Here is a 14,935-nt window from a genome sequence, read left to right as displayed (position 1 = left end):
TCGCGCGCCGTGCACGGCGGCGGGCAGGGCGCGGGCCAGGCCGGCCGTCCACCCGTCCGGCGCGAGCAGCACGCCGGGCGCCGAGCGGCCGGACGTCGGGGCCACCAGGGCGCTGCCCACCGCGCCGAGGACGCACAGCCACTGCACCCAGCCGGCCGCGCGCACGGCGACCACCGCGGTGAGGGTCGCCGACAGCACGAGGGTGGTGAGATCGGCCACCGCCCGCCGCCGCACGAGGGCCGGGACGGCGGGAGCGGCCAGCACGCACACGGCCAGCGCGACGCCGAGCCCCGGCCGGTGCCCGACGACCAGCAGCGCGGCGACGAGCCCCGCCGCGGTGACGAGACCGAGGTGCACGGGCGGCACGGCCGGGCTGCCCGCGCGCCAGAAGGTGCGCAGCGCCTGCGTCGCCTGCTCGGGCAGCCGCGGCAGCGCACCGGCGACCTGACGTGACGGTTGCCGCGCTGCAGCGGTGGGGATCGACGGGTGGGTCATGGCGGCACGCTAGGCGGCCGCCGTGGTGACCGGGCGGTGCTCGCGGTCGGGTCCGGTGCAGGTGCGTGGTCACGTGGTGAAGACCTTCGGCCGTCGCCGCGTCAACGCCGCGGCAACATCGCCGGGCCCGGCGTCAACAGGCCGTCAACACCGGCGGAGCGGGTGCCCGGGCGGCGCAGGCTCGAGGACGAGCGGCCCCGACCGGGGCGCCCGCACCGTCACCTCGGCCCTCGGGCCCGTCCGAAGGGAACGTGATGGCCGACCTGGCCTTCGTCCTGCTGACCCTCGTGCTGTTCGGCCTGCTCGGCCTGCTGGCGAAGGGGGTCGAGCGGCTGTGAGCGACGTGATCGCGCTGGTGCTCGCCGTCGTCGTCGTGGGCTACCTGCTGCTGGCGCTGATCGCGCCGGAGCGGTTCTGATGACGGGCTGGCTCGCCGCGACGCTGCAGCTGATCGTGCTGGTGGCCGCGCTGGTGCTGGTGCACCGCCCGCTCGGCGACGCGATGGCCAGGGTCTACGAGGGCACCCGGCACCTGCGGGTCGAGCGCGCGGCGTACCGGCTGATGGGGGTCGACCCGGACGCCGACCAGCGCTGGACGACGTACCTGCGCAGCGTGCTCGCGTTCTCGCTGGTCTCGGTGCTGGGGCTCTACCTGCTGCAGCGCGTGCAGCAGCACCTGTGGCTCTCGCTCGGCTTCGACCCGGTGCGGCCCGACCAGGCCTGGAACACCGCGATCAGCTTCGTCACCAACACGAACTGGCAGTCGTACTCGGGCGAGCAGACCATGGGCCACCTGGTGCAGATGGCCGGTCTCGCCGTCCAGAACTTCGTCTCGGCGGCCGTCGGGATGTCGGTGGCGATCGCCCTGGTGCGCGGCTTCGCGCGGCAGCGCACCGACCGCCTCGGCAGCTTCTGGGCCGACCTGGTGCGCGGCAGCCTGCGCATCCTGCTGCCGCTGTCGTTCGTCGCAGCGGTGGTCATGCTGTTCGGCGGCGTCGTGCAGAACCTGCACGGGTTCACCGACGCGACGACGCTGGCCGGTGCGGCGCAACGGATTCCCGGCGGCCCGGTCGCCAGCCAGGAGGCGATCAAGGAGCTCGGCACCAACGGCGGCGGCTTCTTCAACGCCAACTCGGCGCACCCGTTCGAGGGCCCGACCGCCTGGGTCAGCCTGCTGCAGGTCTTCCTCATGCTGGTGATCCCGTTCTCGCTGCCGCGGACGTTCGGCCGCATGGTGCGTGACGAGCGGCAGGGCCTGGCGATCGCCGGGGTCATGGCGACGCCGTGGACGGCGGCCGTCCTGCTGCTCACCTGGGCCGAGTCGGCGCACCCCGGCACCGCGCTGCGCCTCGCCGGCGCCGCCACCGAGGGCAAGGAGGTGCGCTTCGGCGTCCCGCTCTCGACGCTGTTCGCCGGCTCGACCACGCTGACGTCGACCGGCGCCGTGAACTCGTTCCACGACTCGTTCACCGCCCTCGGCGGCGGCCTCACCCTCTTCGACATGATGCTCGGCGAGATCGCGCCCGGCGGCGTCGGCTCGGGCCTCTACGGGATGCTCGTGCTGGCCGTGGTCGCGGTGTTCGTCGCGGGCCTGATGGTCGGGCGCACCCCGGAGTACCTGCGCAAGAAGATCGGGCCGCGCGAGATGAAGCTGGCCTCGCTCTACATCCTCAGCACGCCGGCCGTGGTGCTCTCCGGCACTGCCGTGGCGATGGCGATGCCGGGGCAGCGCGCGGGCATGCTGAACGACGGTCCGCACGGGTTGTCGGAGGTGCTGTACGCCTTCACCAGCGCGGGCAACAACAACGGCTCCGCCTTCGGCGGGCTGACGGTGAACACCGTCTGGTACGACACCGCGCTCGGCCTGGCGATGCTGCTCGGCCGCTTCGTGCCCATCGTGCTCGTGCTGGCCCTGGCCGGCTCGCTCGCCCGGCAGCAGGCGGTGCCGGTCACCGCCGGCACCCTGCCCACCCACCGACCGCTGTACGCCGGCCTGCTGCTCGCCGTCGTGCTCGTCGTGGTCGGCCTCACGTACTTCCCGGCGCTCGCGCTGGGTCCTCTCGCGGAAGGTGTCTGACCCCCATGTCCGTTGCCACGACGCAGCTGCTGTCACCGCAGCAGCTCGCCCGCGCGCTGCCCGGTGCGGCGCGCAAGCTCGACCCGGCCACGATGGTGCGCAACCCCGTCATGCTCGTGGTCGAGCTCGGCGCCCTCGTCTCGACGGTGCTGGCGGTGCTCGACCCCGGCTGGTTCGCCTGGGCGATCGCGGTCTGGCTGTGGGTGACCGTGCTCTTCGCGAACCTCGCCGAAGCCGTGGCCGAGGGCCGCGGCAAGGCGCAGGCCGAGACGCTGCGGCGCACCCGCACCGACACCGTCGCCGTCCGCCTGCTCGCCGACGGCGGCACCGAGCAGGTGCCCGCCACGCAGCTGGCCCGCGGCGACCGCGTCGTGGTCGAGGCGGGCCAGGTGGTGCCCGGTGACGGCGACGTGGTCGAGGGCATCGCCAGCGTCGACGAGTCGGCGATCACCGGCGAGTCCGCGCCCGTCGTCCGCGAGTCGGGCGGCGACCGGTCGGCGGTCACCGGCGGCACCCGCGTGCTGTCGGACCGGGTGGTCGTCGAGATCACCTCGACGCCGGGGGAGACGTTCGTCGAGCGGATGATCGCGCTCGTCGAAGGCGCCCAGCGGCAGAAGACGCCCAACGAGATCGCGCTGAACATCCTGCTCGCCGGCCTCACCATCGTGTTCCTGCTCGCCGTCGTGACGCTGCAGCCGCTGGCCACGTACTCCGGCGCGAGGCAGCCCGTCATCGTGCTCATCGCGCTGCTGGTCTGCCTCATCCCGACGACGATCGGCGCGCTGCTGTCGGCCATCGGCATCGCCGGCATGGACCGGCTGGTGCAGCGCAACGTGCTCGCCATGTCGGGCCGGGCCGTCGAGGCCGCCGGCGACGTCGGCACGCTGCTGCTCGACAAGACCGGCACCATCACGCTGGGCAACCGGCAGGCCGCCGAGCTGCTGCCCGTGGGCCGCACCACCGCCCGCGACCTCGCCGAGGCGGCGCAGCTGTCGAGCCTGGCGGACGAGACGCCGGAGGGTCGCAGCGTCGTCGTGCTCGCCGAGAGCGGCTTCGCCCTGGCGCCGTACGGCGAGCTGCCGGACGGCGTGTTCGTGCCGTTCACCGCGCAGACCCGGATGAGCGGCGTCGACCTGCCGGACGGGCGCGAGGTGCGCAAGGGGGCGGTGGCCTCGGTGCTCGCCTGGGCCGGCTGCCCGGACGACGCGGAGGTGCTGGCCGTCACCGACCGCATCGCGTCGTCCGGAGGCACCCCGCTGGTGGTCGCCGAGCGGCGCGGGGAGGCGGCCAGGGTGCTCGGCGTCGTGCATCTCAAGGACGTCGTGAAGCCGGGCATGCGCGAGCGCTTCGACGAGCTGCGGGCCATGGGCATCCGCACGGTGATGGTGACGGGCGACAACCCGCTCACCGCACGGGCCATCGCGGCCGAGGCCGGCGTCGACGACTTCGTGGCGGAGGCGACGCCCGAGGACAAGATGGCCTACATCAAGCGCGAGCAGCAGGGCGGCGTGCTGGTCGCGATGACCGGTGACGGCACGAACGACGCCCCCGCGCTGGCGCAGGCCGACGTCGGCGTCGCGATGAACACCGGGACGTCGGCCGCGAAGGAGGCCGGCAACATGGTCGACCTCGACTCCGACCCGACCAAGCTCATCGAGGTCGTCGAGATCGGCAAGCAGCTGCTCATCACCCGCGGCTCGCTCACCACGTTCTCCATCGCCAACGACGTCGCCAAGTACTTCGCGATCATCCCGGCCATGTTCGCCGTGGCCCACCCGGGACTCGACGCGCTGAACGTCATGCGGCTGCACAGCCCGCAGTCGGCCATCCTCTCGGCCGTGGTGTTCAACGCCCTCGTCATCGTGGGGCTGGTGCCCCTGGCCCTGCGCGGTGTGCGGTACCGGCCGGCGTCCGCCGAGGCGATGCTCCGCCGCAACCTGCTCGTCTACGGCGTCGGCGGCCTCGTCACGCCGTTCGTGGGCATCAAGCTCGTCGACCTGATCATCCAGTTCCTCCCCGGAGTGCGTTGAGCCATGCAGACCACCATCAGGACCCACCTCGCCGCGCTGCGCGTGCTGCTCGTGCTCACCGTCGTGCTCGGTCTCGCCTACCCGCTCGCGGTGACGCTGGTCGGCCGCGCGGTGCCGGGTCGCGCCGACGGCTCCCTCGTCGAGCGCGGCGGGCAGGTCGTCGGCTCGCGGCTGATCGGCCAGGCCTTCACCGACGCCGACGGCCGGGCGCTGCCGGCGTACTTCCAGTCCCGCCCGTCGGCCGCGGGCGACGGGTACGACGGCGCCGCCTCGAGCGCCTCGAACCTCGGTCCGGAGAGCCCCGACCTCGTGCAGGCGGTCACCGAGCGCCGGACCGCGGTCGCCCGGCTGGAGGAAGCACCGCTCGCGCAGGTGCCGCCGGACGCCGTGACCGCGTCGGCGTCCGGGCTCGACCCCGACATCAGCCCGGCGTACGCGGCGCTGCAGGTGGCCCGGGTCGCGCGCGCCCGCGGCCTCGACGAGCAGGTGGTGCGCCGGGTGGTGCGCGAGCACACCGGCGGGCGCGACCTGGGGTTCGTCGGGGCGCCGCACGTCGACGTGCTCGGGGTCAACCTGGCGCTCGACCGCCTCGCTGGGTGAGGCTGGCACCGTGGGCGAGCGCGGACGGCTGCGGGTGTACCTGGGGGCGGCGCCCGGGGTGGGCAAGACCTTCGCGATGCTCGACGAGGGGCACCGCCGCCGCGAGCGCGGCACCGACGTCGTCGCGGGTGTCGTCGAGACCCACGGGCGGCGGCGCACGGCGGAGGCGGTCGGCGACCTCGAGGTGCTGCCGCGGCGCGTGGTCGAGCACCGCGGCGGGCGGTTCACCGAGCTCGACCTCGACGCGCTGCTCGCCCGCCGGCCCGACGTCGCGCTGGTCGACGAGCTGGCCCACACCAACGCCCCCGGCAGCCGCAACGCCAAGCGCTGGCAGGACGTCGAGGAGCTGCTGGACGCCGGGGTCGACGTCGTCACCACGCTGAACGTGCAGCACCTCGAGTCGCTGAACGACGTGGTGCAGCAGGTGACCGGCGTCCGCCAGCGGGAGACCGTGCCCGACCGGGTGGTGCGCGCCGCCGACCAGATCGAGCTCGTCGACATGAGCCCCGAGTCGCTGCGCCGCCGGCTCGCGCACGGCAACGTGTACGCCCCCGAGAAGGTCGATGCCGCGCTCGCCAGCTGGTTCAGGGTGGGCAACCTGTCGGCGCTGCGCGAGGTGGCCCTGCTGTGGTTGGCGGATCGCGTCGACGAGAGCGTGCAGCGGTACCGCGAGCAGCACGACATCGACGGCACCTGGCCCGCCCGCGAGCGCGTCGTCGTCGCGGTCACCGGCGGGCCGGAGGGCGAGGCGCTGATCCGGCGGGCCGCGCGGATCGCGAACCGGGCCGGGGGTGGCGACCTGCTGGCCGTGCACGTCAGCCCCTCCGACGGGCTGCGCAGCGGGACGCCGGACCGCACGGCGGAGCAGCGCCGGCTGGTCGAGGAGCTCGGCGGCAGCTGGCACTCGGTGGTGGGCGAGCGGGTCGCGGACGCGCTGCTGGAGTTCGCGCGCGCCGAGAACGCGACGCAGCTGGTGCTCGGCGTGAGCCGGCACGGCCGGTGGTCGTCGTTCGTCGGCGGCAGCGGCGTCGGCCAGGAGGTGTCGCGGCGCAGCGGCGACGTCGACGTGCACATGGTCACGCACGACCAGGCGGCGCGACGGCGCGCGCTGCCGCCGCTGACCGGGGGCCTGACCCCGCGACGGCGGCTCGCCGGCGCGGTGCTCGCCGCCGTGCTGCTGCCGCTGCTGACGCTGGCCCTGCTGGCGAGCCGGGGCACGCTCGACTTCACCAGCGAGGTGCTGGGCTACCTGCTGGTCGTGCTCGCCGTCGCGCTGGTCGGCGGTGCCTGGCCGGCCGCCGCGGCCGCCGTGGTCTCGGCGCTCGCCATCAACTGGTGGTTCACCCCGCCGACGGGGTCGCTGGCGATCAAGAGCCCGAGCGACGTCGCCTCGCTGCTGGTGTTCCTCGCCGTGGCGGTCGCGGTGAGCGCCCTCGTCGACCTCGCCGCCCGCACCACGCGGCGGGCGGCACGGGCCGGGGCCGAGGCCGAGACGCTGACGGTGCTGGCGGCGTCCGTGCTGCGCGGCGACGACGCCATGACGGCGCTGGTGGAGCGGGCGCGCGAGACCTTCGGGCAGCAGGCCGTGTCGCTGCTGCGCCACGACGGCGTGCCCGGCGGACCGCCGGGGGAGTGGCGGGTCGTGGCCTGCTCCGGGGAGTCGCCGTGCTCGGCGCCCGGGCAGGGCGACGCCGAGGCCGACATCCCGCCGGACGCCGTGCTCGTGCAGCGCGGTCGCCAGCTGCGCCAGTCCGACCTGCCGCTGCTGCGCGCCTACGCCAGCCACGCCGCCGCGCTGCTGCAGCGCGCCGACCTCGCGCGCGAGGCCGGGCAGACGGCGCCGCTCGCCGCGGCCGCCCAGATGCGCAGCGCGCTGCTCAACGCCGTCAGCCACGACCTGCGGACGCCGCTCGCGGCCGCCCGGGCCGCCGTGTCGAGCCTGCGCAGCGACGACGTCGAGTGGTCGCCGGAGGCCGCCGACGACCTGCTGCGCACCGCCGACGAGTCGCTCGACCGCCTGTCGCGCCTCGTCGTCGACCTGCTCGACATGAGCCGCGTGCAGGCCGGGGCGGTGACCGCGACCAGTCGCCCCGTCGGCTGGGACGAGGTGGTGCCGCAGGCGCTGCGCGAGCTCGGCGCCGAGGCCGACGGCGTGCGCACCCACGGGCTCGACGAGACCGCGCCCGTCGCCGCCGACCCGGTGCTGCTGCAGCGCGTCGTGGTGAACCTGGTGTCGAACGCGCTGCGGCACGGCGGCGGCAGCACCCCGTTGGTCGCGGCCAGCGAGCTCGGCGACCGCGTCGAGCTGCGCGTCGTCGACACCGGGCCGGGGGTGCCGGCCGGGGCGGCAGGCCGGGTGTTCGAGCCCTTCCAGCGCCTGGGCGACGAGCAGCGCGGGGGACCGCAGGGGGTCGGTCTCGGGCTGGCCCTCTCGCGCGGGCTGGTCGAGGCGATGCACGGCACGCTCGAGCTGGAGGACACCCCCGGGGGTGGCGCGACGACCGTGGTGCGGCTGCCGGCTGCCGGCCCCTCGCCGTCCGCCACCGACGAGGACGACGAGGACGTGCCCGCCGCCGGCTGACCGACGCGGTCGAGAGCCGCGCTCACGGGACGCTCAAGGTGGCCGCCCGACGTGCCGAGGCATCGGGGGGGACGGGTCCTGCGACCCGGCTCAGCGACCCCCGACCGACCCTCCAGGGAGACCAGTGCGCCGTCCGGTCGTCGTCACCGCCCTCGCCGTGGCCCTGCTGACGCCCGCCGCGCTCGTCGCGGCGCCGGCGCAGGCCGCGACCCGGCCGGGGAAGATCACGGCGGTGTCGTCAGCGCCCGGCCCGCACCCGGGTGAGGTCACCGTCCGCTGGAAGCAGACCGGCGGGCACACCACCAGCTTCCGCATCGAGACCGGCCTGACGACCTTCAGGAAGGGCAGCGCCGTGCTGCCCGACCACGGCCGGCGCACCAGGTACTTCACGGTCGCCGCCAGCAGGCGGTCGGTCACCCTGACCGCGAAGCAGGTCGCGTCGGCGGGCGCCGCACCGGGCACCGGCAACCACCTGTTCTTCCGGCTCACCGCGGTCAACACCAAGGGCCCGGGCACCGCCACGCGCGCCTTCCCGTACCTGCAGTCGGTCGCGCCGAAGCCGGTGACGCCGGAGGCCGGCACGCCGCTGCGAGTCGCCTCGTTCAACGTGCGGACGGCCCGCGGGGCGAACCCGCCGTGGCTCGGCCGGGTCGATGCCGTCGCCGCCACGATCCTCTCGCGCAGCCCCGGGGTCGCCATCCTGCAGGAGCTGTCTCCCGGGCGCTCCGACGGCGGCAGCGGGAACCCCACTGGCGGACCACGGCAGTCCCAGACCCTCGTCGACGCGCTGGCCGCCCGCGGCGCCGGCCGGTACCAGCTCGTGCGCAAGTACTGGTACATCGGTCCCGCCGAGCCCACAGGCACCCAGGGCGCCCGCATCCTCTACGACACCACCCGCTACGAGCTGCTCAGCGACTGCCCCGACCGCAGCCGCTACCAGACGACCGTCTCGACCTCCTGCAGCATGGAGATGCCGGTGCTGCCCGAGGACGACCTCGGCAAGCGCCGCTCAGCGGCCTGGGCGCTGCTGCAGGACCGGTCGACGGGCAAGCGCTTCATGGTGGTCTCGGTGCACCTCGACGAGCGCAAGAGCGCCGACGCCGCCACGCAGGAGCGCTATCAGGCGCTGCGCACGAAGCAGGTGCGCGCCGTGCTGGCCAGGGTGGCCGTCGAGAACCCCGACGACGCGCCCGTCGTGCTCGGCGGCGACCTCAACTCCTGGCAGGCGGCGCGCGGCGGGGACCCCGCGCACGACGCGCTGGTGACGGCCGGGTTCTACGACAGCGCCGACGCCGTGACGCAGGTCAACACCCGCTGGACGACGTACAACGCCTTCGCCCGCACCGTGCCGAAGAGCCCCTCCGGCTGGGGCGCCCGGCTCGACGTCATCGCGACGAAGGGCCTGCGCGGCGCCGTCCGGTTCGAGAACGTCCTGACGCGCACCCAGAGCAACCGACCGTCCGACCACGACATGGTCGTCGCAGACCTCCTCCTGCCCTGACGCGCGCGAGGTACCCTCGCACCCGGCAAACCACCCGAACCGGACGTCGCGGCGCTCAAGCAGCGACCTCGTCGTGCCGATGGACTCCGGGACGCCTGCCTGGGCACGCCGCCCGCCGACTGACCCGAGGACGCCCGTGCACCGCTCGCTCGTGACCATCGGACTCACCGCCGCCGTGCTGGCCCCGGCCGCGCTCGTCGCCGCCCCGGCGCAGGCGGCCACCCGGCCGGGCAGGATCACCGCCGTCACGTCGGCGCCCGGCCCGCACGCGGGGGAGGTGACCATCCGCTGGAAGCAGACGGGCGGGCACACCACGAGCTTCCTGGTCGAGACCGGTCTGACCACGTTCGGTGCGCAGAGCGCGACGCTGCCCGACCACGGCCGGCACACGACGTACGTGCGAGTCGGTGGCACCCGGCGCTCGGTGACGCTCACCGCCGCCCAGGTGAAGGCGGCCGGGGCCGCCGCCGGCACCGGCAACCACCTGTTCTTCCGCCTCACCGCGGTGAACACGAAGGGCGCCGGCACCGCGAAGCGCCCCTACCCCTACCTGCAGTCCGTCGCGCCGAAGCCGGTCGCGCCGAAGGCCGGCACGCCGCTGCGGGTCGCCTCGTTCAACGTGCGCACCGCCCGCACCAGCGACGGCCCGTCGTGGCTGAGCCGGGTGGCGAAGGTCGCGGCCACCATCGACTCGCGCGACCCCGGCGTCGTGGCGGTGCAGGAGCTGAACCCCGGCCGCGCCGACGGCAGGGCAGGCGTCACCACCGGCAGCGTGCGGCAGACCGACAGCCTGGTGAACGCGCTGCGCACCCGCGGCGCCGGCCGCTACCGCCTGGTCCGGACCACGCCGTACGTCGAGCCCGGCGTCGTCGCCGGCTCGCAGGGCACCCGCGTGCTGTACGACTCGAGCCGGTACCGCGTCTCGCGCGCCTGCCCCGAGTCGACGAACGGCCGCAGCTGGTCGTCGTCGTGCAGCATGCAGCTGCCGATCGCGGCGGGGGACCCCGCGACGCAGCGTCGGTCGGCAGCGTGGGCAGAGCTGCAGGACCTGGCCAGCGGCAAGCGGTTCCTGGTCGTGTCGGTGCACCTCGACAACCGCAAGAGCTCGAACGCCGCCACGCAGAAGCGCTACCAGGCGCTGCGTGCCGCGCAGGTGCGAGCCGTGACGGCGCGGGTCGACGCGATCAACACCCAGCACCTGCCGGTCGTGCTGGCCGGCGACCTCAACTCGTGGCAGGCCGCGCTCGGCGGCAACCCGCCGCACGACGCGCTGACGAAGGCCGGCTACTACGACACCGCCGACGCCGTCACGCAGGTCAACACCCGCTGGACGACGTACAACGGGTTCGCCCGCACCGTGGCGAAGAGCGCGTCCGGCTGGGGCGCCCGGCTCGACGTCATCTCGACCAAGGGCCTGCGCGGCGCCGTCCGCTTCGAGAACGTGCTCACCCGCACCGAGTCGAACCGCGCCTCGGACCACGACATGGTCGTCGCGGACCTGCGCCTGCCCTGACGGCTGCCGGCCGAACGGCCGAGCCGGTTCGCCTCACAGCCCGATTTTGATAATGATTCTCACTATGAGAAGCGAACGCACGTCGGATCCGTCCCCGCGCACGCGTCCCGAGGGGCGGTGCCGGTGAGCGGTCGGCTGGGCTCGGACGACGCGTCGGCCGCGGCGGGTGCGGCGGCGCTGGACGGTGCCCGAGACGGCGTGCTGGGCCTGACGCGCTGCCTCGACGCCGTCGTGGCCGCCGGCCGGCGAGCGGTGCTCGACCCCGGAGAGCCAGGTGCCGCCGCGTTCGTGCGGACCGTGCTGGAGCCTCAGGAGCAGGTCGTCGCCGCCCACCTGCGCGCGCTGGCCGCGGCCGTCGGCACCAGCGCGGAGCAGGTCGCTGGGGCCCGGCGGACCTGGCTCGACGCAGAGCGGTCCGCCGCGGACGCGACCGGGCACGGCGGCACCGGCCCCGCGCACCGCTAGGCCGGCTGCCGTGCTGACCCGCCTCGATCCCGCGGCGAACCGCCTGCTGACCCACCTGACCGGCGTGCCCGAGAGCGCGCTCTCGGCGACCCGGCTGCTCGGCGCGCTGCCGCTCTTCGACGAGCTGGACTCGCAGCTCGCCCGCGTGGCGGCACAGCTCGAGGGTGCCGCCGTGGTGGGCGGCGGCGCCTTCGGCGGCGCCACCGGCGACGCCCTGCGCTCGCGCCTCGCCCTCCTCGCGGGGCCCGGCGGATCGCTCGACGTGCTGCGCCGCACCGCGCGCACGCAGCGGTCCGCCGTCGGGCAGGTGGCCGACGCGACCCGCGAGCAGGAGGTGATGCGGATCGTCATGCTGCACCTGCTGCTCGCCGAGCTGCTGAAGGCGATCACGACGGCGAACCCGGCGGCCGTCGCGGCCTACCTGGCGACCCGGCAGCTGGCCCGTGCGCTGCTGCGCCTCGCTGCGGTCCGCGTGACCGCAGCCGTCGCCCGAGCCGCTGCCGGGGGTGCCGGCTTCGCCGCGCTCACCGACCTCACCGTGCAGCTGGTGGCCGTCGCGGAGGGACGGCGGCACGGTGTCGACGTCCGGCGGCTCGCCACGCAGGCCGGCTGGGGCGCCTTCGGTGGGTTGGTCGGGGCCCCGCTGACCGCCGGCGGGTTGCGCGGGCTGCAGCGCCTCGGTGCCCCGGCCGCCGTGCGTCCGGCTGCGGCGATCGGCGCGAGCGCCGCGGGGGAGTGGGTGGCCGAGGGGACGACGAGCCTGGCCCAGACCGGTCGGTGGGTGGCTCCGGGCTCCGCTGCGTCGTCCGCCGCCGTCGAGGCCGCGGCCGGCCTGACCGGCCGTGGCCGTCGGCGCGCACCGCACCTCGACGGCGCGGGTCGCACCGGAGCGAGCGAGACGGTCGGGTCGATCGAGATGGCGCCGGTGCGTGCCCGGAGCGGAGAGCCGGCGCTCCTCGACGCCACCGAGCTGACGCCGCTGCCGGGCCCACCGGCGCGCGACGGGCAGCCTCCGGCCGGGACACCGAGCGGGCGGCTGCCCGGGCGGCCTCCGGGCGCGGCGTCCACGTCGACCTGGGTGGAGACGCCACGGATCGAGGGACCGCAGGTGCGCGCGGTGCTGTCCCACCCGGGGCTCCGGGTCGAGCGTGTGCTGTCGGGCGCGGGCACCAGCGGCCTGGAGACGGTCGTGCACGACGGGACGGTCGAGGAGCGCCGGGCTCGCCTCACCGCGGAGCTTCCGGCGCTCCTCGGTCGGGGCGAGGTCGACCGGCCGCACACCGGGTCGCCGCCGGTGCTGGTGCGCGCCCGCGCCGGCGACCTCCTGGCGCTGCCCCCGCGCGACGGCCGTGACCGGTACGAGCTGACGGCACGCCTGACCCTGACGCCGCTCGACGGCAGGGCGGGCGGGCGTCGGGCCGCCCACCCGTCCACCGAAGTGGTGGCGGAGGTGTCGCTGCCGAGGTCCGCGGCGAGGCAGGGCGGGTACGGCGTGCTGCTGCCACCACGTCGCGGCGGCTGGGTGGTGGCCGCGGACGCGGGGCGGCGACCTGCGGACCTGCTGCGTGCCGCGCCGGACGTGTCGCCGGTCGCCCTGGGCCGGGTGGTCGACGTCGCCACGCGGCTGCTGTCGGACGCCGGGCTGCGCGGTGACCTGCCGCCGCACGGTCCGCGGCAGGTCCGCGCGCACGCCGCCGACGTCACGCAGCCGCACGCCGACCGCGAGCCGGTGCGCACCGGGCGCCTGCAGCCGCCGCAGCAGCCCGCCGAGCGGCAGGTCGAGCACCTGCGACGGCTGCACCGGCTCGTCGACGTCGACGCGGTGCTGCGTCTCGAGCCGACGTCGACCGCCTGGCGCTCGGCCGGTCGCGAGGTCGTCGTGCGCGTCGTGCCGGTGCCCCTGGTACCCGCACCGGGTGCCGCGGACGTGCTCGCCCTGCGCGTCGAGCTGCACGTCGCCGACGCGGCGGGTGCGCCGGGCGACGTCCGGCACGCCCACGCCACGCTGACCGTGCCGGCGTCCTGGACCGTCGAGGCCGAGCAGCGGGGCGTCGCCGGCAAGCGAGCGGCGCTGGACCTGTCGCACGTCGAGCCAGCCTGGGGCGAGGCGCCGCAGCAGACGGTGCAGCGCGACCGCGCCGAGCCGCAGCCGCGACCGGACGCGACCGCCGTGGCCGACCCCGCCCGGCTGCACCGGCTGGTGCGCACCTCGGCCGTGCGCGGCCTGTGGCCGGAGGACGCCGACGCCCTCGACGCGGCCCACGGCTCGGCGCTGGCCCGCGACCTGGCCCCCGACCGGGTGCTCGACCTGGTGCGCACCGGTCGGCTGCACCTGCGGTACGGCGACGTGACGGTCTCCGTCTGGTCGCAGGCCACCCGCGTGCCACCGGACGACGGGCGGACGCCGCGCACGGCGGACCTGCTGTGGACGGCGCGCGTCACCCGCGAGACGTCGTCGCCGTGGGCGGTGCGGGCCCGGCACGAGCTGCTGGCCCCGGTGCTGTCGCTGGTCGGGGGAGCGGCACGGCCGACGCCGGCCGGTGCCACCGAGGGCGTGCTGGCCTGGACCGAGCGCGTTCCCGACGCCGTGCTGCTGGCGCCCGGCCGCGCACCCGACGCGGTCGAGCGCGACCGGCTGCTGCGGCGTCCCGGGTTCGTCGACGACGTCCTGCGTGCCGAGCTCGCGCAGGCACCGCCCGCGGCGGCGACGCCGGCGGTCGTCCGGGCACAGGTCGACGGGTCGCTGCGGGCTGCGCAGCTGGTGCACGACGACCGGGTGGCGGCCCGTGGCGGGTACCCGCTGCCCGTGCTGCGCGACCAGCTCGACCGCATCGCGGTGCTGCGCGACGACCTGCCGCAGCTGCTGCGGCAGGTCGACCCGGAGCGCCTGGCCGACGAGGCGCGGCGGCGCAGCCTGCCCACCCGTGCCACGGCCGGCGCGGTCGCCGAGTCGGTCGGTCGGGACGTGCTGCGGGCCGCCGGGCTGCCCGACCCCGAGGGAGGCGTGGCCGGCGGCGACGAGACGGCGACCGGCCTCGCGCCCGACCGGCTGCTCGCCCGGGTCGTCGGCGCCCACGTGCTGCGGCCCCAGGGGAGTCCGCCCTCGGTGCACCCGCGCGACCTGGCCCGCATCCTGGCGGCTCGCACCGGTCAGCGACGCGCCGCCGACGCCGGGAGGAGCCGTCCTGCGGCGGCCGACCTGCACCGGGTGCTGCGGCGCCGGCACGGCGACCCGTTCGACGACGCCGCCGTCCGTCGGCTCCTCGACGACCTGGTGACCGTCACCGACCCCAGCTGGCTCGGGCACGTGCGGGCGGACGCCGTGCAGCGCGTGCTCGCCGACCGCGGGCGCGGGGTCGGACCCGGCAGGGTGCCGTTCGTCCGGTCGACGGTGGTCGACGGCGTCGAGCACGTCGAGCTGCAGCTGCTGCCGCGCCGGCCGCGCACGGGGTCAGCCTGACCGGCGGGGGGACCAGCGCGACGAGATCGAGCCCGGCCGATCCGGTTGGGGCTCAGGCGACGGCGGGCAGCGCGGTCATCAGGTCGCGCAGCTTGCGCAGGGCGTAGAACGAGCGGGACTTCACGGTGCCGGGGGGCAGGCCGAGCTCGTCGGCGACCTGGGCGACGGACTGGTCGCGCAGGTACAGGCCGATCAGCACGTCGCGGTCGCCCTC

The 14,935-nt window shown here is 75.8% G+C and carries 10 protein-coding genes and 1 pseudogene; 9 read left to right on the top strand and 2 right to left on the bottom strand.

Going from position 1 to position 14,935, the window contains the following annotated elements; all coding sequences use genetic code 11:
* Window positions 1-495: pseudogene (locus tag ACYVI6_RS15100) on the bottom strand (DUF4153 domain-containing protein); the annotation flags it as partial.
* Window positions 496-517: 22 nt separating this feature from the next.
* Here ACYVI6_RS15100 and ACYVI6_RS15095 point away from each other — a divergent pair.
* The 9 genes from ACYVI6_RS15095 to ACYVI6_RS15055 all read left to right on the top strand — a co-directional run bounded on the left by ACYVI6_RS15095 (window position 518) and on the right by ACYVI6_RS15055 (window position 14,721).
* Entirely contained in the window at window positions 518-913 is a 396-nt protein-coding gene (locus ACYVI6_RS15095; protein ID WP_460447156.1) for a potassium-transporting ATPase subunit F, read from the top strand.
* Entirely contained in the window at window positions 913-2,571 is a 1,659-nt protein-coding gene (gene kdpA, locus ACYVI6_RS15090; RefSeq protein WP_460447155.1) for a potassium-transporting ATPase subunit KdpA, read from the top strand. The genes ACYVI6_RS15095 and kdpA overlap by 1 nt, the downstream gene beginning before the upstream one ends.
* 5 nt (window positions 2,572-2,576) lie before the next feature.
* Window positions 2,577-4,601, top strand: coding sequence for a potassium-transporting ATPase subunit KdpB (kdpB, locus tag ACYVI6_RS15085; RefSeq protein ID WP_460447154.1), 2,025 nt, complete (start codon window positions 2,577-2,579; stop codon window positions 4,599-4,601).
* 3 nt (window positions 4,602-4,604) lie between these two features.
* A complete protein-coding gene (gene kdpC, locus ACYVI6_RS15080) occupies window positions 4,605-5,201 on the top strand; it encodes a potassium-transporting ATPase subunit KdpC (protein WP_284290791.1) in 597 nt (198 codons plus the stop codon).
* A 10-nt stretch (window positions 5,202-5,211) separates the two neighbouring features.
* On the top strand, window positions 5,212-7,782 hold the full coding sequence (locus ACYVI6_RS15075) for a sensor histidine kinase (protein ID WP_460447153.1): 2,571 nt from the start codon (window positions 5,212-5,214) through the stop codon (window positions 7,780-7,782).
* Between the two features lie 124 nt (window positions 7,783-7,906).
* A complete protein-coding gene (locus ACYVI6_RS15070; RefSeq protein WP_460447152.1) occupies window positions 7,907-9,283 on the top strand; it encodes an endonuclease/exonuclease/phosphatase family protein in 1,377 nt (458 codons plus the stop codon).
* 151 nt (window positions 9,284-9,434) lie between these two features.
* A complete protein-coding gene (locus tag ACYVI6_RS15065; protein ID WP_460447151.1) occupies window positions 9,435-10,796 on the top strand; it encodes an endonuclease/exonuclease/phosphatase family protein in 1,362 nt (453 codons plus the stop codon).
* Between the two features lie 123 nt (window positions 10,797-10,919).
* Entirely contained in the window at window positions 10,920-11,261 is a 342-nt protein-coding gene (locus ACYVI6_RS15060) for a hypothetical protein (RefSeq protein WP_284290796.1), read from the top strand.
* Between the two features lie 10 nt (window positions 11,262-11,271).
* On the top strand, window positions 11,272-14,721 hold the full coding sequence (locus ACYVI6_RS15055; protein ID WP_460447150.1) for a hypothetical protein: 3,450 nt from the start codon (window positions 11,272-11,274) through the stop codon (window positions 14,719-14,721).
* Window positions 14,722-14,773: 52 nt separating this feature from the next.
* Here ACYVI6_RS15055 and ACYVI6_RS15050 read toward each other — a convergent pair whose 3' ends face one another.
* A complete protein-coding gene (locus tag ACYVI6_RS15050; RefSeq protein WP_460447157.1) occupies window positions 14,774-14,920 on the bottom strand; it encodes a sigma factor-like helix-turn-helix DNA-binding protein in 147 nt (48 codons plus the stop codon).
* Window positions 14,921-14,935 lie beyond the last annotated feature (15 nt).

The sequence above is a fragment of the Angustibacter aerolatus genome, assembly GCF_054776675.1.
Note: the sequence above shows the minus strand (reverse complement) of the source record. Positions and strands in the feature narration are given on the sequence as shown.